Below are 17,921 nucleotides of genomic sequence, written 5' to 3'. Positions count from 1 at the left end.
TACCCTTGTGCGCTGTGACCGACACGCGCGACCAGCTGATCCAGCACATCTCCGACGATGCGGTGTTCCACGGCGACTTCACGCTGACCAGTGGCAAGCAGGCGTCGTACTACATCGACCTCCGCAAGGTGAGCCTCGACCACCGCGTCGCACCGCTCATCGGCCAGGTCATGACGGACCTGCTCCAGCAGGTGCCCGACGTCGACGCCGTCGGAGGGCTGACCATGGGCGCGGACCCGATCGCGAGCGCCGTGCTGCACCAGGCCGCCGCGCGGGGGCTGTCCTACGACGCCTTCGTCGTGCGCAAGGAGCCCAAGGACCACGGTCGCGGTCGGCAGGTCGAGGGCCCGGACGTCCGCGGCAAGCGCGTCGTCGTGCTCGAGGACACCTCCACCACCGGCGGCTCGCCGCTCAAGGCCGCCGAGGCGCTCGAGCGCGAGGGTGCGGTCATCGCGGCCGTCGCCGTCGTCGTGGACCGCGACACGGGCGCGAAGGAGCGCATCGAGGCGGCCGGCTACCCCTACTTCGCAGCGATCGGACTGGCCGACCTGGGGCTGAGCGCGTGACCGGGGAGCGTCCGGAGGACGCGCGCGGGCCCGAGGACGGCGCCGGACCGGCAGACGGGTCCGACGACGGCCGGGAGGCCCGTGGCGCGTCCGCCCCGGACGCTCCGTTCCGCGGACTGCGCAGCGCAGCCGACATCTTCGGTGCGCCGCGCGGTGCCGACGAGTGGCCCTCCCGCCGCGAGCGGCGCGAGGCGGAGCGGGCCGCCCGCGAGACGGGTGCACCGCTGCCGGAGCCGTTCGAGCCGGTGGCCGACGAGGCCGCCGCTGCGCCTGCGGCTGGCGACGGGGCTGCGGCCGGGGTCGGGGTTGCGCCGGCCGCCCCGGGTGCGTCCGACCCCGAGGACACCGGTGCCACCCAGGCGATCCCGATGAGCGACGAGCTCCGCGAGGCCTCGCTCAACCCGCAGGCCGCGGCCGAGCACGAGCGCGAGACCCTCGGTGAGCGCATCCCGCCCGCCGCCCCCGTGCCGCCGTCGACCACGGCGTCGCACCCGTCGTCGATCTCGCTGCCGACCGCGATGCACAGCCGCGACCAGCGTGCCGCCGAGAACCGCGCGGTCGACGAGGAACGCCGCCGCCTCGACCCGTTCGGGCAGGGACGCACGGACGTCGACTGGCTCGGCCGGGCGACCGGGCCGGGACCGGCGGCGCCGACCCCCACCCCGACCGGACCGGTGGCGCAGCCGATCGGTGTCGGGAACGTGCTGCCGCCGACGCCCGCCGCGCCGACGAACGAGCCGCCGAGCTTCACCGAGCTGCTGCGACTGCAGGGCGAGGACGACCCCGCCGCGGCGGGCGGGACGGATCGGCCGTTCGACTGGGCGGTCCGGGACGACGAGGCCGGCGAGGTCCCCACGGCGCTCACCACCGATCGCTTCGACACGACGGCCCTCGGGGCTGCGGCCGCCGGGGCTGCGGCCGGCGGGGCCGGGTCGTGGTCGCTGTCCGCGGAGGCGGATCCGGAGGACGACGTCGTTCCCGGGGAGACCGCCGACGCTGCTGACACAGCTGTCGCTGCGGCCCGGACGTCCGAGTCGCCGTCGTCCTCGGTGACCGACCAGGCGACCCCCGCCCCCGTCTCGGCAGCGGCGACCCCGTGGTGGGCCGAGCCTGCCACCGCCGCCGTGCCGCCGACCGCCGCACCGCCGTCCGCCGCACCGCCGTCCGTCGAGCCCACTGCTGCCGTGGGCGCCACCGCCGCGGGACCGACCGCCGAGCGACCGGCCGCCGAGCGACTGCCGGCCGCGGCGCCGGAGGACCTCGACCAGTCCGAGTGGGACGGGCGCGAGACGAGCGACACGAGCGCGATCAAGGACCTGTTCGGCACCGAGGCCGTCGGGCAGCTCGGCGAGACCGGCTACGACCCGCACGACTCCGGGACGCGCATGATGCCCGCCGTCCGTGCCGACCAGCACCGTGACCCGGCCGTCGCCCGCGTTGCGGACCCGGACGGCGCCTCCAGCGGCTCGACCCCCGGCCCGGACCGCGACAACTTCATCAACGAGGGCTTCGGCCGTCTGCGGAACGAGGGCAAGCGCGGCAAGCAGCTGCTCGTCGTCGCGGCGGTCGTGCTCATCGTCGTCCTGCTCGTCGCCGTCTTCGGCCTGACGAAGTGGATCCTCGGCAGCTCGATCAGCGAGGAGCGCGCTGCCGCACCGACCGCGACCGCGACCTCGGCCGCGTCCGCTCCCGCCGAGTCGACGACCCCGTCTCCGACGCAGGAGGCCGCGGCCCCGTCGGCGCCGTCGCAGACGCTGCAGTTCGCGACGACCCCGGCGACGCCCGGCGAGCACGCGTGGACCGAGCTGGCCGGCGGGGAGTGCCTGTCGCCCTTCACGGACGCGTGGGCGCAGACCTTCACGGTCGTCGACTGCTCGGCCGCGCACGCCGCGCAGCTGACGGCCCGGGTGCAGGTGGAGGCGGGGCAGTGGCCCGGCCCGGAGGCGCTCGCCGCCCAGGCCTCCCAGGTGTGCCAGAGCTCGCAGGCGATCGACACCGCCGCCGCTGCCGGGTTCGGCGACGTGCAGGTGCAGGGCTCGTACGCGCCGGACCAGAGCACGTGGGACCGCGGCAACACCTTCATCTCGTGCTTCGCCACCCGCTCGTCGGGGCAGCCCCTGACCGGCTCCCTCGCCCCGACCGGCACCTGACCGGCACCTGACCGGGCTCCCTCCCTCCGAGCCCCGCGCGAGCCTGACCCGCGCGAGGCCCGCGCGGGTCAGGACGCGGCGGGGACCGCGGCGGATGCCTCGTCGAGCGTCCGGAGCTCCTCGGCGCTGAGCTCGAGGTCGGCCGACGCCAGGAGCGCCGGGAGCTGCTCGGTGTTCCGGGCGCTGGCGATCGGCGCGACGACGTCCGGCTGCGCCTGCAGCCAGGCGAGGGCGACCGAGGCGATCTCGGCCTCGTGCGCCTCGGCGATGCGGGAGAGGGCGTCGACGACCGCGAGCCCCTCGTCCGAGAAGTACCCCGACACCTGCCCCTCGCGGTCCTTGCCGGCGAAGTCCTCCTTCGTGCGGTACTTGCCGGTGAGGAACCCGGCGGCCAGGGCGAAGTACGGCACGACCCCGAGCCCCTCGGACGCGGCGAGCGGGGCGATGTCCGACTCGTACGGCTCGCGGGTGACGAGGTTGTAGTGCGGCTGGATCGCGACGGGCAGCGCCAGGCCGGCCTCCTTCGCGATGCGGATCCACTCCTCGGCCCGAGCGCGCGAGTAGTTCGAGATCGCCGTGTAGCGGACGAGGCCCTCCTGCACGAGCTGGTCGAACGCGCGCACGGTCTCCTCGAGCGGGGTGTCCTGGTCGTCGAAGTGCGCGTAGTACAGGTCGATCCGGTCGGTGCCGAGACGCTCCAGGCTCGCGCGGGCCGCCGCGGCGACGTTCGCGGCGGACAGGCCGCTGTACTGCGGGTGCTGCGAGACCTTCGTCGCGACCACGACGTCGTCGCGCTTGCCCGACGCCCGGAGCCACGAGCCGATGACGCGCTCGGACTCGCCGCCCTCGTTGCCGGGGGCCCAGGCGGAGTACACGTCGGCGGTGTCGACGAAGTCGCCGCCGGCACCGGCGTACGCGTCGAGCACCCGGTGCGAGGTCTGCTCGTCGGCGGTCCAGCCGAAGACGTTGCCGCCGAGGGCGAGGGGGAACACGTGCAGGTCGCTGGTTCCGATGCGGGGCATGGCGATTCCTTTCACTGCGGTACGGATCCCGTCCACGCTATGCCTGCGGGTGCCGTGCAGGCTGAGGGGTTTCGATGGACGGATGACCGCCCTCGCCGACGCCCTCACCGACCCCCGCTCGTCCGCCCGACTCCGTGCCGTGATGGCTGCCGGCACCGAGGCGGACCCGTCCGACCTCGACGTGCTCGTCGAACGGTGCGCGGTCGAGCCGGACCTGCAGGTGCGCGAGGCACTGACGTGGTCCCTCGTCCGCCTGCCCGCCGAGGTCGTCGTCCCGCGCCTGGTCGGCGAGCTCGGGCGACCGGAGGCGCAGGCGCGGTCGCAGGCCCTCCACACGCTGTCGAAGATCCGCGACGGCTCCGTGTACCCGGAGGTCGCGGACCGGCTCGGTGACGACGACCCGGGCGTCCGCCGGACCGCCTGGCGCGCCGCGGTGCTGCTCGCACCCGACGAGGAGCGTCCCGCCCTCGCCCGACGGTTGGCCCGCGAGCTCGGGCAGGGGGACCGCGAGACCCGGCTGGCGCTGAGCCGCGCACTCGTCACCCTCGGCGAGGACGTGGTCGCCCCGGTCCTGACCGACGCGTCGGACCGTCGCGGCGAGGCCGTCCGCGAGCACGTCGCCGAGACCGAGCGGCTCCTCGCCGACCCGGACGCCGGATCGGCGCTCGCGCTGGAACGCGCACGACGCGAGATGGCGCTGGGACGCGGGAAGCGCGCCTCCGGGTGACCACCCGACGGACGGGAGGCCCGTGGCGACGCCGCCACGGGCCTCCCGTCCGTCGGTGGGTCACGCCGACCACGCGCGGACGGTTCCGGGGCGGGCCGCGGAAGACCCGGATTCGGGCCGCCGAACAGGCCGGATCGGCTTGCGTGTGCGGATCGCGGCACGGCAGGGTGGGTGCCGAAGGGGAGTAGCTCCCAGCGCGTGCATCGACACACTGGCCATCACGACGATCGGCCCGGTGCACCACCCGTGCGGTCCCACCCGCCGGGCGAGCGAGACCTTCGGCCGTCCTGCCGTGCCGAAGCGCTCCCCACCCCTGCGCGATCGGTGCGGCCCCGACCAAGGGACCAACCCGTGATCGACACCGCATCCACCCCCACCGCCGTGACGGCGCCGCCGCCCCGCATGGGCCGCAGTGCCTGGGGCCGCATCGCGATCTGCATCGTGCTCGCGCTGCCCGCCGTCGTCTTCCGGATCGGCGGCTTCGCCCCGGACCCGCTCGTCGACCTGCTCGTGTTCGGCGGCGCGGTCGTCGCCGCCTCGTTCCTGCTCGCCTGGGCGGCCGAGGCCGCGCAGAAGGACATCTCCGGTGCGCTCGCCATCGCGATCCTCGCGCTCATCGCGGTGCTGCCCGAGTACGCGGTCGACCTGTACTACGCGTTCCGGTCCGGCTCCGACCCGGCGTACGAGCAGTTCGCCGCCGCCAACATGACCGGCTCGAACCGGTTGCTGCTCGGGTTCGGCTGGCCGCTCGTCGTGATCATCTCGCTGCTCGTCGCCCGTCGGTACGTCCGAGCCGGTTCCCTGCCGGCATCGGCGACGAAGGTGCTGCAGCTCGAGCAGTCCTCGCGGCTGGACATCGGCTTCCTCGCCCTGCTCGCGGTCGTCGCGTTCCTCATCCCGCTGATGGGCTCGATCCCGCTCTGGTTCGGGTTCGTGCTGCTCGCCGCCTTCGTGGCGTACCTGTGGCGTGCGTCGAAGGTGTCGGACGACGACGGTGACGACGAGGAGATGGTCGGCATGGCGGGGAACATCGCCTCGATGCCGCAGCGTGCGCGCCGCTGGACGATCGTCGCGCTCTTCGTCGTGGCGGCCGCGGTCATCCTGTCGTCGGCGGAGCCGTTCGCCGACGCGCTCGTCGAGTCCGGCAGCGCGCTCGGCATCGACAGCTACTTCCTCGTGCAGTGGCTCGCGCCGCTCGCGACCGAGGCCCCCGAGTTCATCGTCGCCGCGCTGTTCGCGCTGCGGGGGATGGGCGGGGCCGCGATCGGGACGCTCATCGCGTCGAAGGTCAACCAGTGGTCGCTGCTCGTCGGGTCGCTGCCGATCGCGCACGTGCTCGGCGGCGGGACCACGGGTGGCCTGCCGCTCGACGGGCGGCAGGTCGAGGAGTTCGTGCTCACCGCGTCGCAGACCGTGCTCGGCGTGGCGATCATCATCGCGCTGCGGTTCCACCGGTGGTCGGCGATCGCGCTCGTGGCGCTGTTCGCCGTGCAGTTCGTCGTGACCGACACGAGCGGGCGGTGGGTGCTCAGCATCGTGCACCTCGTCGTCGCCGTCGTCGTGGCCTGGGTTCACCGCCGGGACATCGTGCCGACGCTCCGGGCGCCGTTCCGCCGGCAGGCCGTCTGACGGCGGTCGTCGGCGGGACTCGGCGCGCGCGGTTGGACTGCGCGAGGTCGCACAATTCTGCATCCTCGGCGTCACCACGGGCACGATGTGGAACCCGGACGCAACGCGCGCGGCAAGTCGTGGGACCTCGGCGAGTGGGTCAGAACGAGCGCAGCGGCGGGAGCGGTGCTGCCGGCGGGCGCGCGGCGTGGAGCGTCTCCGGACCCGGGTCAGTCGTCGTCGGGGGCGAGCCAGATGGCGGCGGCCGCGGCGGCGGGCAGGTCGACGAGGGACTCCTCGCCGGCCGGGTCCCGCCGGGCGACGGCGACCACCCCGGCGTAGTCGCGGACCCGCTCGACGCGCAGGTGCGTCCCCAGCCCGACCCCGAGCTCGTCGAAGTACCGCAGGAGCGCCGGGTCGTCGTCGGACACCCGGTCGACGACCCCGCAGGCGCCGGGCTCGATCGTCGCGAGCAGGGTCCCCGGTGACGCGGGCACGGTGCCGTCGGCGGCCGGGATCGGATCGCCGTGCGGGTCGTGCGTCGGGTGGCCGAGGTCGGCGTCGACCCGGTCGAGGAACGTCTCCGACACGGTGTGCTCGAGCGCCTCGGCCTCGGTGTGCACCTCGTCCCACGAGTACCCGAGGCGCTGCACCAGGAACGTCTCGATGAGCCGGTGCCGTCGGACCATCGCCACGGCGACGTGCTGCCCGAGCGGGGTGAGCACCACGCCGTAGTACGGGGTGTGCTCGATGAGGCCGTCGCGGTCGAGCTTCCGGAGGTTGCCCGACACCGTGGACGCCGAGACGCCGAGGGCTGCGGCGATGTCCCGCGTCGCGAGCCCCTGCCCGCCGCGCTCGGTCGACTTCCAGACGAGCTTCACGTAGTCCTCTGCCATCACGGACAGGGAGGGCAGGCGCATGCGTCAATGGTACAAACGGCACGTGACCACGACAGCCCCCGTCCGGCGTCGCCGCTGGCCGGTGCCGCCGTCGCTCCTGCTCGGCCTCGCCCCGCTCGTCGCCTTCGCCGCCGTCAGCGCCTGGCGCTCCCGGCCGAGCGACGACTACGGCACGCTCGGGCAGACCGTCGACAGCGTCGTCCGGGCGCTCGTGCTGCCGGAGGGGATCGCGGTCCTCGTGCTCTGCGCCTACGTGACCGCGCTGGGCTGGTGGCCGATCGCGACCGTCGACCGCGGCCGCACGGCGCTGCGGTGGACGCTGACCGCGCCGGTCCTCATCGCCGTCGTCTGCGTCGCGCGGCTGCCGCTCGTCGACTGGGGAGCGCAGCCGGTCCGCTACTTCCTGCTGCTCGCCGTCGGGGTGCTGTTCGTCGGGGTGTTCGAGGAGCTGCTGACCCGCGGGGTCCTCGTCGTCGGGCTCCGTCGCCGGCTGCCCGAGTTCGGGGTGTGGATCGCCTCGTGCGTGCTGTTCGGGCTCCTGCACTTCCTCAACGTCCTGGCCGGGGCGGGTGTCGGCGTCACGGTCGTGCAGGTGGTCTTCGCGGCCTCGTTCGGCTCGACGCTGTACCTCGCCCGACGCCTCACCGGGAACCTGCTCGCGCCGGTGCTGCTCCACGCGTTCTGGGACTTCGGGTCCATCGCGGTCTCGGGCACCGTGCAGACGCAGGACCTCGCGCGCCTGGTGCCCGCCGGTGTCATCGGGCTGTTCGCCTTCGCGGTGCTCGCGCTCGGGGTCGTCGCCGGCGGCGTGGTCGCCTGGCGGGACGACCGGCCCCGTCGCCTGCGACGCCGGTGGCGGACGGTCCCGCCCATGGGGGCGGTCGCGGTGTCGGCGAGCGAGCCGCGCCTCCCGTCCGCCGTCTGATCGCTCAGGCGACGGCGGCGCTGCGAATGCCCACAGCCTGCGTCCCGGTTCACCCCCGCGTGGGGGACTGTTCGCCGTCCGGCAACCACCCCTCCCTAGGTTCAGCCTGTTTCCAGACCGGAACTACAGGAAGGGGCGTCGCCCGCCGGGCGACCACCACACATGCGCAGATCCGCCCTCCGCGGAGTGACCGTCGCCGCCGTCGCGACCGCACTCGTCGTCGGGTCGCCGCTCGCCGCACAGGCCGCGACGTACCCGAGCGACTCCACCAAGCCCGACCTCGTGTCGCTGCTGAACGGCTACGACCAGTACTGGACGTCGACCGGGAAGAACGACCTGCACGGCACCGTGAACGACCCGGCGACCCTGGCGACGAACGACCGGCTCACGTCGTGGATCAACCAGCACGCGACGAAGGCGCAGCAGTTCACGGCCCTGCAGGACGCCGAGTACGACAACGCGACGAACACCGCCTACGACCAGTCCTTCACGGTCTCCGAGGGCCTCGGTGACGCGCTCAGCAAGCTGTTCGTGCAGGGACGCAACGACGGCGACCTGCCGCTCGTCAACGCGCTCATCAACTCGTCGAACGGCACGAGCGGCGCCTACGTCGGCACCGGCGACGCGAAGGCCCACTACAGCTACCCGCGGCCGTACCTGCCGACCGACACCGCGGCGACGCTGCCCGCCGGTGACGACACGGCCAGCTGCAACCCGGCGACCGTGAACGCGTCGTCGCTCGCCGCGAACCGCACCGGCAAGGCCTGGGCGGACGCGAAGGGCAACCTCACGATCACGCGCGTGCCCGCGGTGACCGACACCACGCACCAGTTCTCGCCGAACGACGTCGTGCTCGACGCCGGCTACGGCCAGAAGGGCATCTGCACCGGCGGCTCGTACCCCTCGGGCCACACGACGACGGCCTACCAGGCGGGCATCGCCCTCGCCACGCTCGTGCCGGAGCTCGCGCCGGAGATCCTCGCGCGTGCCTCCGAGGCCGGCAACGACCGGATCGTCCTCGGCGTGCACTACCCGCTCGACATCATGGGCGGCCGCATCGACGGCGAGGCGGCCCTGGCTGCCCGGTGGTCCGACACCCAGTACCGCACCGAGGTCCTCGAGCCGGCCCGCGCCGAGCTGACGGGGTACCTCGAGGCGAAGTGCGGTGGCACCCTCGCCGACTGCATCGCGGCGGAGAAGCCCTACACGGACGACCCGTACGGCGGCCAGGCGATGCCCGGCGGCACGGCCCAGGTCGTCACCGACCGCGCCTCGGCCGCGAAGGTCTACCGCGAGCGCATGACCTACGGCTTCGCGAAGACCGGCACCGCCGGCCTGGCCCCGTCGGTCCCGACCGGCGCGTCGAACCTGCTGCTCTCGACCTTCCCGACCCTGACCGACGCGCAGCGCACCGCGGTGCTCGCGCAGACCGAGATCGCGTCGGGGTACCCCCTCGACCAGTCCGGCACCGCGAACGGCTCGTGGGAGCGTCTCGACCTGGCCGCCGCCACGAGCGCGACCGTCGCGGTCGCCGCGGACGGCACCGCCACCGTGGTGTCCACCGGTGGTGACGCCCGCGTCGTCTCGGGTGTGCTGACCGCCCCCGAGGGCACCTCCGTCGAGGCGGGGAAGCCGATCGCCCTCGCCGGCACCGGTCTGCCCGCCGGTTCGACCCTGCAGGTCGTGCTGCGCTCCGACCCGGTCGTGGTCGGCACGCTGACCGTCGGGGCCGACGGCACCGCGACCGGTTCGGTCACGATCCCCGCGGGCACCACCGCGGGCGCGCACACGCTCGACCTGGTCGACGCGTCGGGCGCCTCGGTGCTCGTGTCGCCGCTCGCGATCACCGTGACGGCCGCGCCCGCCACGGGAGGCACCGGGACCGGCAGCACCGGGACCGGCGGGTCCGGCACCAGCACCGGGGCCGGCAGCACCGGCACCGTGCCGGCCGGCGTGCACCTGCCCGTCGTCAGCGGCTGATCGTCGCGACGTCCTGACGGGACACCCCGCCGGACGGGAGGCGCGTGGCCAGGCCGCCACGCGCCTCCCGTCCGGCGTCTCCGCGGGGGGCGCTAGAGCTCGACCTCGATCGGCTCGGGGCGGACGAGCTCGTGCACGCCCTGGATGACCTCGCTCGGGCGGAACGGGTAGCGGTCGATCTCGGCCTGGTCGCTGATGCCGGTCAGCACGAGCACGGTGTGGAGCCCCGCCTCGATCCCGGCCTGCACGTCGGTGTCCATGCGGTCGCCGATCATGCCCGTGTTCTCGGAGTGCGCACCGATGCGGTTCATCGCCGACCGGAACATCATCGGGTTCGGCTTGCCGACGACGTACGGCTGCTTGCCCGTGGCCTTCTCGATCATCGCGGCGATCGCACCGGTCGCGGGCAGCACGCCCTCGGCGCTCGGGCCCGTCGCGTCGGGGTTCGTCACGATGAACCGGGCACCGTCGCGGATCAGCCGGACGGCCTTCGTGATCGCCTCGAACGAGTAGTTCCGCGTCTCGCCGACGACGACGTAGTCGGGTGCGGTCTCGGTCATGATGAAGCCGGCCTCGTGCAGCGCCGTCGTCATGCCCGCCTCGCCGATGACGAACGCCGAGCCGCCGGGCATCTGCGAGCGGCAGAAGTCCGCCGTCGCGAGCGCCGACGTCCAGATCCGCTCCTCGGGCACGTGCAGCCCCGAGCCGCGGAGCCGGGCGCTGAGGTCACGCGGCGTGAAGATCGAGTTGTTCGTCAGGACGAGGAACTCGGTGCCCTCGTCGAGCCACTGCTGGATGAGCTCGGGGGCGCCAGGCAGCGCCTGGTTCTCGTGGACGAGCACGCCGTCCATGTCGGTCAGCCAGCACTCGACGTCGTCACGGGTCGCCATGGCCACAGCGTACCGGGGGGTCTCGGGACGCCGCTGGCCGGGTGACCAAGGCGGCCTGGCCGACCGGACACCGAACGGCACTCGGGTTTCGGCTACGGTTTTCGGGACACGTACCGGATCAAGGAGGCCCCCCGTGCTCGTCGACCCTGGCACCCCGTCCGCCGCACCCCGCCGTCGCGGACGGCCGCGGGTGCTCGACCGCCAGCAGGTCATCGACGCGGCGACGACCATCGCGAACGAGGACGGCCTCGACCGCCTGTCCTTCCGTGCCCTGGGTGCGCGGCTCGGCGTCGCCCCGATGACCGTGCACCGGACCATCGGTGGCCTCGACGACCTGCACGCCGAACTCGTGCGGCGCACCGTCGACGAGTTCACCGCCACCTTCGTCTGGCCGGACGACTGGCGCTCGGTCGTCCGGGTCTTCGCCTGCACCTTCCGTGACCTCATGCGCACCCACCCCCTGGTGCTCGAGTCGCACAGCCGACGGGGTCCGCTGACGTCCACCGAGTCGGACGCCGTCGTGGCGAAGGTCGTCGGCGCGTTGCATCGGGCGGGTCTGCCCGAGCGCGAGGCCATGTACGCGTTCTTCGTCGTCTACGACTTCGTCGTCGGGCACGCCGGCGTGCAGGTCGGCCGCGGGGACTCCGACGCGGCGCGACCGGAGCGGCACCGGGTCGTCGCCGACGTCCTCGGCGAGCACTCCTACGACGAGCGGTTCGCGATCGGCCTCGACATCATCGTCGACGGACTCGCGGCCCGGGTGGCCGGGGCGGGAACCGCGACTGGTTGACGGCCTCGCGCCCCGACGGACTGCTGCCATGATCGTCCCGTGGGTCGCAGTCCGGAGCAGGTCGTCGCGGACGCCCGTGCGGCCTACGCCCGCGGCGACCGTCGCGCTGCGTGGGACTCGCTCCGCACGCACGCCGTCCGCGACCCGGACGAGCCCGCGTACCGGCTCGCGCTCGTCGAGACCTACCGCGCGGCGGGCCACCCGGACCAGGCTGCGCGGTGGGGCGCGTCGGTCCCGGAGGTCCTGACCGACCGCGAACGCGTGCTCCTCGCCCGCATCGCCCGTCGGAGTGACGGCGAAGGCGCACTGCGGAGTCACCTCGCGCTGCGCACCGTCCCCGCCGAGCTCGTCGCGCTCCTGCCCTCGGCACGGGAGCGGAGCCGTCGTCGCGCCGAGCGCATCGCGTCGGCGTTCGACCCCGCGCTCGCGCTGGTCGGGTGCCTCGCCGTGGTCGGGCTCGCGGTCGGCGTCCTCGTGACGATGGTCGAGGCGTTCACCGGCGGCCGGGCGCACGAGGCCGCGCAGGTCACGGTCGCCGCGGGCCTCGGCGCCGTCGTGTTCCTCGGCGTGCTCGCGATCGTGCCCGTGCTGCTCCGACGGCGGTGGGTCGTCGCCGTGCTGCTCGCCGTCGCGGTCACCGCCGCCGTCGTCGTGCTCGCGCACACCGACCCGACCAGGCCGCTGCCCTTCGGCTGAGTGCCACGTGCTCCGGACGGGAGGCGCGGGGCACGCGCCCTACGCTGGTCACGTGACCGAGCGCCTCCCGTCCGACCCCGTGGCCGAGCCGTCGGGACCGGACGCGGTCCCGACACTGCCGCCGACGCACGAGGCCACCACGAACGGCGTCGGACCGCACCCCGAGCCGTGGCCGGACGACCCGCGGCTGGATCCCGAGCTCCTCGCGGCCGGGGACACCCGGAACGTCGTCGACCGGTTCCGGTACTGGTCGATGGACGCGATCGTCGCCGAGCTCGACACCCGCCGGCACGCGTTCGACGTCGCGATCGAGAACTGGCAGCACGACCTCAACATCGGGTCGATCGTGCGGAGCGCCAACGCCTTCCTCGCGGGGACGGTGCACGTGATCGGTCGGCGGCGGTGGAACAAGCGCGGGGCGATGGTCACCGACCGCTACCAGCACGTCCGGTACCACCCCGACGTCGCCGCGTTCCTCGCGGCCATGCGGGAGGACGACCGGCCGGTCGTCGCGGTCGACAACACCCCGGGTGCCGAGCGGATCGAGACCGCGGCGATCCCGGAGCGGTGCGTGTTCCTGTTCGGGCAGGAGGGACCCGGGCTCACCGACGAGGCCGTCGCCGGCGCGGACGCGCACCTCGAGATCACGCAGTTCGGGTCGACGCGGAGCATCAACGCGTCGGCCGCCGCGGCGATCGTCATGCACGCGTGGGTCGTGCAGCACGCGGAGCTGCCGGGCGCCTGAGCCCGCCGGGGCGGTGGTGCGGGCGCGAGCCTCGGCTCCGCGGACACTTTCGCGGGGCCGCAGCCGCGAAAGTGTCCGCCAGCGCGAGCCTCGCGTGCGCCGCGGGGCGCCTGTCAGCGCGGGGCGGTCGTCCGTCGGGTCACGAGCCGCGGTTCGACCAGGGTCTCGTGGGCCGGGGCCGAGGGATCGGCGATGCGGGCGAGCAGCCGCTCGCCGGCGCCGCGGCCGATGTCGACACTGCGGTCGTCGATGCTCGTCAGCCCCACGTACGACGACGCGGCGAGCGGGGTGTCGTCGTAGCCCATCACCGAGACGTCCTCGGGGATGCGCAGCCCCCGTGCGGCGAGGCCGGACATCGCGCCGAGCGCCATGACGTCGTTCGCGGCGAACACCGCCGTCACGTCGGGGTGGGCGTCGAGCAGGTGCCCGACGGCCTCGGCACCGGCCTCCTCGGTGGGCTCCACGGGCATGACGTGGGTGACGAGGGAGGCGGGCGACGGGGCGGAGGCGACCCGTGCCTCCAGGCCGGCGAGCCGTTCCGCGGACGCCGCCGAGCGCCCGCCCACGAAGCCGATGCGGGTGTGCCCGAGCGCGAGCAGGTGCTCGGCCGCCATCCGACCACCGGCACGGTCGTCGTTGGCGACGGTGTCGGCGCGGGGGAGCACGGCGCGCCCGCCCGCGACGACGACGGGCATGCTCGCCGGGATCGCGAGGTCGGTGTCGGGCTCGCCGGCGATGACGATGCCCTCGACGCGCATGGACAGGAAGCCCTCGACGGGGGAGGCGTCGAGGCCGGTGTTGAGGAACCGGTCGGCGACGACGAGGCGGTGGCCCTGGTCCTGCAGCGCCTCGCGGAGGCCGGTCAGCAGGTCGACGAACCACTGGTTGCGGAAGTCGTCGAGCACGACGCCGATCGTGCGGCTGCGGGTGCCGGCCAGGGAGACGGCCGCGGTCGAGGGGCGGTAGTCGAGCTCCTGGATGGCGCGGAGGACGGCCTCGCGGCGCTGCTCGCTGACCTTGGGTGAGCGTTGGAGCACGAGGGAGACGAGGGACTTCGACACCCCGGCGCGGGCGGCGACGTCGTAGATGGTCGCGGGCTTGCCGTCGGCGGTGGCGGGCGTGCCGTTCCCCATGATCTCCCTCGACCTGTCGTGGCGTACGTCGATCGTAGTCGGCCCGCCTGGCGGTCGCGTCGGCGGTGGAGCGTGCGAGGCGCGCGGCGGCGGTTCGACGGTGCAGCGTGCTCGCGAACAACCGAAGGCACGCCGCGCCACGTGTTGTCGTGGCACGACGTGCCTTCGGTTGTGCGACGCAGCCGGCCCGCCCGGCCGCCCCGCCCTACCCGATCAGGCTCGGCCGCAGGTCGCGCAGCGTCCGCGAGCGGGTCTGCCGCGACGTGACGACGTACGACACGAGCAGCGCGCCGAGCAGCCAGCACGCGAGCACCCCGGCGTCCGACCACACCGCCGCGAACGACCCGCCGTACATCGTCTGCCGCAGGGCGTCGACCGAGTACGTCATCGGGAGCGCGAAGTGCAGTGCCGCCAACGGTCCCGGCAGCGTCTGCCACGGGAACGTCCCGCCGGCGGTGACGAGCTGCACGAGCATGAGCACCAGGCCGAGGAACTGCCCGACCGACCCGAGCAGCACGTTGAGCGCCATGATGATCGCCGCGAAGGTCGCCGACGCGAGCACCATCACCGCCACCGTCGAGCCGGCGTGCACGACGTCGAGGTCGAGCGCGAACCGCACGATCAGGAACAGCGCCGCCATCTGCACGACCCCGAGCAGTGCGGGCGTCAGCCATCCGCCGAGCACCACGCGGAGCGGCTTCCGCACCGCGGTGATCGCGCGCTTCGAGATCGGCTTGAGGATGAGGAACAGCGCGTACATGCCGATCCAGGCCGCCAGCGAGATGAAGAACGGCGCGAGGCCCGCTCCGTAGTTCGAGGCCGCGGCGATGTTGTCGTCGCCGACCTTCACCGGATCGGAGATGACGGACGCCTGGTCGTTCCGCTGCGACGCGGTGGACGCCGGGATCTTCGTGCGGCCCTGGTCGAGCTTCGTCGCGAGCTGCTTGGACCCGTCCTCGACCTCGTCGAGCCCGGTCGACAGCCGGGCCGCCCCCGACGCCGCCGACGCCGACCCGTCCGCGAGGGACGCGGCGCCGGAGGACAGCGTGGGCGCTGCCGCGGCGAGCTTCGACGTGCCGGCCGCGACCTGCGACGAGCCCGAGGCCAGCTTCGACGCCCCGGTGGACGCCGACGCGATGCCGTTCGACAGCGTCGGCGCTGCTGCCGCGAGCTGCGCTGCACCGTCGGAGACCTGCTGCGACCCGGTGGCGAGTTCGTCGACCTTCGTCTGCGCGTCGCCCAGCGTGGCCTTCGTCTGTGCACCGAGCGCGTTGGCCTTGACGACCTCGGCCGTGATGGCGTCCTGCTGTTCCTGCGTCAGGGTGACGCCCTCGGGCAGGTTCGCCTTGATCTGCGCGAGCAGGGCGGCGGCGTCGATCGGCTGCACGGCCGATGCCTGCTGGTTCGCCGAGTCGACGATGCCCGCGATCGTGGCGTTGCCCGCAGCCACTCGCGATGCACCGTCGGCCAGCTGCGCCGTCTGCTCCGGCAGCGCCGCCGTCTGCTGCTGTGCCGTCTGCAGCCCGGATGCCAGGGTCGACGCCCCGGACGCCACCTGCTGCGCGCCGCTGTCGAGCTGCGCGGTCTGCGACGGCAGCGACGCCGTACCCGATGCCAGCTCCGACGCCCCGGCGGACAGCTTCGCCGTGCCGTCGGCGAGCGATGCCGCACCGTCCGCCGCCGAGGTCGCCCCCGACGCCAGCTGTCCGGCCCCGTCGACGGCGTCGCCGAGGCTGTCCCGCACGTCGGCGAGCCCGAGGAGCAGCGTCGAGGCAGCCTGCTTGCCGACCCGCTCGGCGACCGCGGTCCGCATGGTCTTGCCCGCCTGCTCGGCGATCGTCGACGCCAGGTACGAGTTGGTGTCCGCGGTCGTCATGACGAGTTCGGCGCGCTTCGGGTCGTCCGACTGCGCCGAGACGAGCGACTCGGAGAAGTCGTGCGGGATGGTCACGACGAAGTCGTAGGTGCCGTTCCGGACGCCGGAGCGCGCGTCGGCCGCGGTCGTCTCCTTCCACGCGAAGTCGCCGCCGTCGATCGCCTCCTTCGCGACGTCCTTGCCGTAGTCGACCCGGTCGCCGTCGAGCGTCGCGCCGGCGTCCTGGTCGACGATCGCCGCGGGCACCTGGTCGAGCTTGGCGTACGGGTCGCGGTTCGCCCAGAGGTACGCGCCGCCGTAGAGGAGCGGCACGATCATGAGGGCGATGAACGCCAGCCGGGCGAGCGGCGTGGCGGTGAGGCGCGCCAGTTCGGCGCGGACGAGCGAGGGGACGGTCATGCGGGTGCCTCCGTCGGGACGGTTGCTGGTGCTTCGGGGTCGGACGGGAGGCGCGGGTCGCCGCCGTCGGTTGGGCCCACGCTGGCCGGTTCCGACGCACCGCGGAGCTTGCGGAGCGGTGTGGCGGCCGAGCCAGTGGGGAAGGTCACGTCCTCGGGACCCTCGGTCTGGATGGTGTCGAGCAGCTGCTCGACGGTCTCGGCGGCGGCCTTCGACGTCACGAGGACGACGGTGACCCCGCGCCGGGCGACCTCGCGCACCACCGCGAACCAGTCGCTCACGGCGCCCCCGTGCCGCTCCGGCGAGGTGAGCACGACGCCCGTGACCCCGTCCCGCAGCAGCGCGAGCTCCACGAGCAGCCGTACCCGCACGTCGGTCGGGACCCGCTGCACGGCGGTGTCGGCCCACTGTCTGAGACCGAGCTCGTCGAGCACGGTGTCGACGTGGGCACGGGAGGGTCGCCGCGAGGCGAACGCGAGCTCCTCGCGCACGATCCGTCGCAGGGTGATCACCGGGAACGGCTCGGCGACGCCGGGGGTGTCCACGAGCGCGACGGCCGCGCGGACCGCCGCGGCGTCCTCGTGCCCGTCGAGCAGCACCCGTCCGGTGTCGGGCCGCATCCGCCCGCCGGCGATGAGCGACGCGAGCACCGGTGCCTGTTCGGTCTCCACGGCGACGACACCAGGGTGTCCCGGTGCGGCGACGGCGGAGACGACGGGCAGCGCGGCGCCGGGCTCCTCGCCGATGCCGACGTGGTCGAGTTCGAGGGTCATGCGCGGTCCTCCGGTCCGGTGCGGTGCGCCGCGGGAGCAGTGTCGGTGGTGGTGACGGTGGGCTCGGCGAGCAGTGCCGTCCGCCAGTCCACGCCGGCCATGCCGAGTGCGGACACGACGACCATGCGGTGGCCGGCGTCGTCGGGCGTGCCGGAGCGGGTCGCCTCGTCGAGCACGGCCAGGCACGCCCCCTCGACGAGCCGCCCGAGCGTCGCCGCGTCGACGTCGTCGCGCATCGACCCGTCGGCGATCCCGAGCGCGCACGCCTCGCGCACCTGGGCGCGCAGGGGTTCGAACACGGCGGCGACGGTGGCGACGAACGGCTCGTGCACCGCGATGCGCGCCATGGAGCGGACGTGGGTGACCTCCGACCACAGCGTCACCGCGATGACGGCGAGCCGCGAGGCCGGCGGCAGGTCGACGAGGTCGGCGGTGCTCGGCATCGCGCCGAGGACCCGCTGCGCTCCGGCGGTCACGACCTCGCGCACGAGGTCGTCGCGGGAGGGGAAATGTCCGTAGACCGCACGCCGCGAGAGCCCTGCGGCGGCGGCGATCGCCTCGAGCGAGGCGTCCTGGTCGCGCTGCAGGAGGGTCTTCGCGGCCTCGACGAGCGCGGCGCGGTTGGCGGTGGCGTCCCGTCGTGGCGCTCGGACGGGGGGTGCAGAGTTGCTCACGCCACCATCGTAATAACTTGCACACCGCTGTGCAAGATCGGGCGGCGGAGCTGTCTGTCCGCAGAAGT

Annotated in this window: 16 protein-coding genes; 9 read left to right on the top strand and 7 right to left on the bottom strand. The window is 74.0% G+C overall.

The window, feature by feature from the left end; translation table 11 throughout:
• Positions 1–14: 14 nt before the first annotated feature.
• Both pyrE and AB0N84_RS07160 read left to right on the top strand, forming a co-directional pair.
• Positions 15–566 carry an orotate phosphoribosyltransferase gene (pyrE, locus tag AB0N84_RS07165; protein WP_069712374.1) on the top strand — a complete coding sequence of 184 codons (552 nt, stop codon included), beginning with the start codon at positions 15–17 and terminating at the stop codon, positions 564–566.
• A complete protein-coding gene (locus tag AB0N84_RS07160; RefSeq protein WP_363544713.1) occupies positions 563–2,716 on the top strand; it encodes a hypothetical protein in 2,154 nt (717 codons plus the stop codon). The genes pyrE and AB0N84_RS07160 overlap by 4 nt, the downstream gene beginning before the upstream one ends.
• Before the next feature lie 68 nt (positions 2,717–2,784).
• On the opposite strand, the gene AB0N84_RS07155 is transcribed toward AB0N84_RS07160, so the two are convergent.
• Positions 2,785–3,738, bottom strand: coding sequence for an aldo/keto reductase (locus AB0N84_RS07155; RefSeq protein ID WP_289459149.1), 954 nt, complete (start codon positions 3,736–3,738; stop codon positions 2,785–2,787).
• An 82-nt stretch (positions 3,739–3,820) separates the two neighbouring features.
• On the opposite strand from AB0N84_RS07155, the gene AB0N84_RS07150 reads away from it, so the two are divergent.
• Both AB0N84_RS07150 and AB0N84_RS07145 read left to right on the top strand, forming a co-directional pair.
• Positions 3,821–4,465, top strand: coding sequence for a HEAT repeat domain-containing protein (locus AB0N84_RS07150; RefSeq protein WP_182046083.1), 645 nt, complete (start codon positions 3,821–3,823; stop codon positions 4,463–4,465).
• Positions 4,466–4,816: 351 nt separating this feature from the next.
• A complete protein-coding gene (locus AB0N84_RS07145; RefSeq protein ID WP_289459148.1) occupies positions 4,817–6,094 on the top strand; it encodes a sodium:proton exchanger in 1,278 nt (425 codons plus the stop codon).
• Between the two features lie 209 nt (positions 6,095–6,303).
• Here AB0N84_RS07145 and AB0N84_RS07140 read toward each other — a convergent pair whose 3' ends face one another.
• On the bottom strand, positions 6,304–6,993 hold the full coding sequence (locus tag AB0N84_RS07140) for a metal-dependent transcriptional regulator (protein ID WP_363544708.1): 690 nt from the start codon (positions 6,991–6,993) through the stop codon (positions 6,304–6,306).
• Positions 6,994–7,015: 22 nt separating this feature from the next.
• On the opposite strand from AB0N84_RS07140, the gene AB0N84_RS07135 reads away from it, so the two are divergent.
• Both AB0N84_RS07135 and AB0N84_RS07130 read left to right on the top strand, forming a co-directional pair.
• A complete protein-coding gene (locus AB0N84_RS07135; protein ID WP_182046081.1) occupies positions 7,016–7,897 on the top strand; it encodes a CPBP family intramembrane glutamic endopeptidase in 882 nt (293 codons plus the stop codon).
• A gap of 162 nt (positions 7,898–8,059) precedes the next feature.
• Positions 8,060–9,877, top strand: a complete 1,818-nt coding sequence (locus AB0N84_RS07130) for a phosphatase PAP2 family protein (protein ID WP_363544705.1) — start codon at positions 8,060–8,062, stop codon at positions 9,875–9,877.
• A 92-nt stretch (positions 9,878–9,969) separates the two neighbouring features.
• Here the strand turns inward: AB0N84_RS07130 and AB0N84_RS07125 are convergent, their stop codons facing one another.
• On the bottom strand, positions 9,970–10,767 hold the full coding sequence (locus AB0N84_RS07125; RefSeq protein WP_069712381.1) for an HAD-IIA family hydrolase: 798 nt from the start codon (positions 10,765–10,767) through the stop codon (positions 9,970–9,972).
• Between the two features lie 133 nt (positions 10,768–10,900).
• Between AB0N84_RS07125 and AB0N84_RS07120 the strand changes: the two genes are divergently transcribed.
• The 3 genes from AB0N84_RS07120 to AB0N84_RS07110 all read left to right on the top strand — a co-directional run bounded on the left by AB0N84_RS07120 (position 10,901) and on the right by AB0N84_RS07110 (position 12,998).
• Positions 10,901–11,557: a TetR/AcrR family transcriptional regulator C-terminal domain-containing protein gene (locus AB0N84_RS07120; protein ID WP_289459145.1), complete on the top strand. Its 657-nt coding sequence runs from the start codon at positions 10,901–10,903 to the stop codon at positions 11,555–11,557.
• Positions 11,558–11,596: 39 nt separating this feature from the next.
• The gene (locus AB0N84_RS07115; RefSeq protein ID WP_363544700.1) at positions 11,597–12,253 is read left to right on the top strand and encodes a hypothetical protein; all 657 of its coding nucleotides are present in this window, start codon (positions 11,597–11,599) and stop codon (positions 12,251–12,253) included.
• Between the two features lie 115 nt (positions 12,254–12,368).
• Positions 12,369–12,998 (top strand): TrmH family RNA methyltransferase, encoded by a 630-nt coding sequence (locus tag AB0N84_RS07110; protein WP_363545018.1) that lies wholly within the window; start codon positions 12,369–12,371, stop codon positions 12,996–12,998.
• Between the two features lie 113 nt (positions 12,999–13,111).
• Here AB0N84_RS07110 and AB0N84_RS07105 read toward each other — a convergent pair whose 3' ends face one another.
• The 4 genes from AB0N84_RS07105 to AB0N84_RS07090 all read right to left on the bottom strand — a co-directional run bounded on the left by AB0N84_RS07105 (position 13,112) and on the right by AB0N84_RS07090 (position 17,853).
• Complete coding sequence (locus tag AB0N84_RS07105; protein WP_182046077.1) at positions 13,112–14,131, bottom strand: LacI family DNA-binding transcriptional regulator; 1,020 nt, start codon at positions 14,129–14,131, stop codon at positions 13,112–13,114.
• 205 nt (positions 14,132–14,336) lie between these two features.
• On the bottom strand, positions 14,337–16,406 hold the full coding sequence (locus tag AB0N84_RS07100; protein ID WP_363544697.1) for a YhgE/Pip domain-containing protein: 2,070 nt from the start codon (positions 16,404–16,406) through the stop codon (positions 14,337–14,339).
• The gene (locus AB0N84_RS07095; protein WP_363544694.1) at positions 16,403–17,179 is read right to left on the bottom strand and encodes a hypothetical protein; all 777 of its coding nucleotides are present in this window, start codon (positions 17,177–17,179) and stop codon (positions 16,403–16,405) included. The genes AB0N84_RS07100 and AB0N84_RS07095 overlap by 4 nt, the downstream gene beginning before the upstream one ends.
• Positions 17,176–17,853 carry a TetR/AcrR family transcriptional regulator gene (locus AB0N84_RS07090; protein WP_363544691.1) on the bottom strand — a complete coding sequence of 226 codons (678 nt, stop codon included), beginning with the start codon at positions 17,851–17,853 and terminating at the stop codon, positions 17,176–17,178. Before AB0N84_RS07090 ends, AB0N84_RS07095 begins: the two co-directional genes overlap by 4 nt.
• Positions 17,854–17,921 lie beyond the last annotated feature (68 nt).

The organism is Curtobacterium sp. NPDC089185 (assembly GCF_040685235.1).
GTDB classification, from domain to species: Bacteria; Actinomycetota; Actinomycetes; order Actinomycetales; family Microbacteriaceae; genus Curtobacterium; species Curtobacterium citri.
This window is presented reverse-complemented; position numbering and strand designations above follow the sequence as displayed.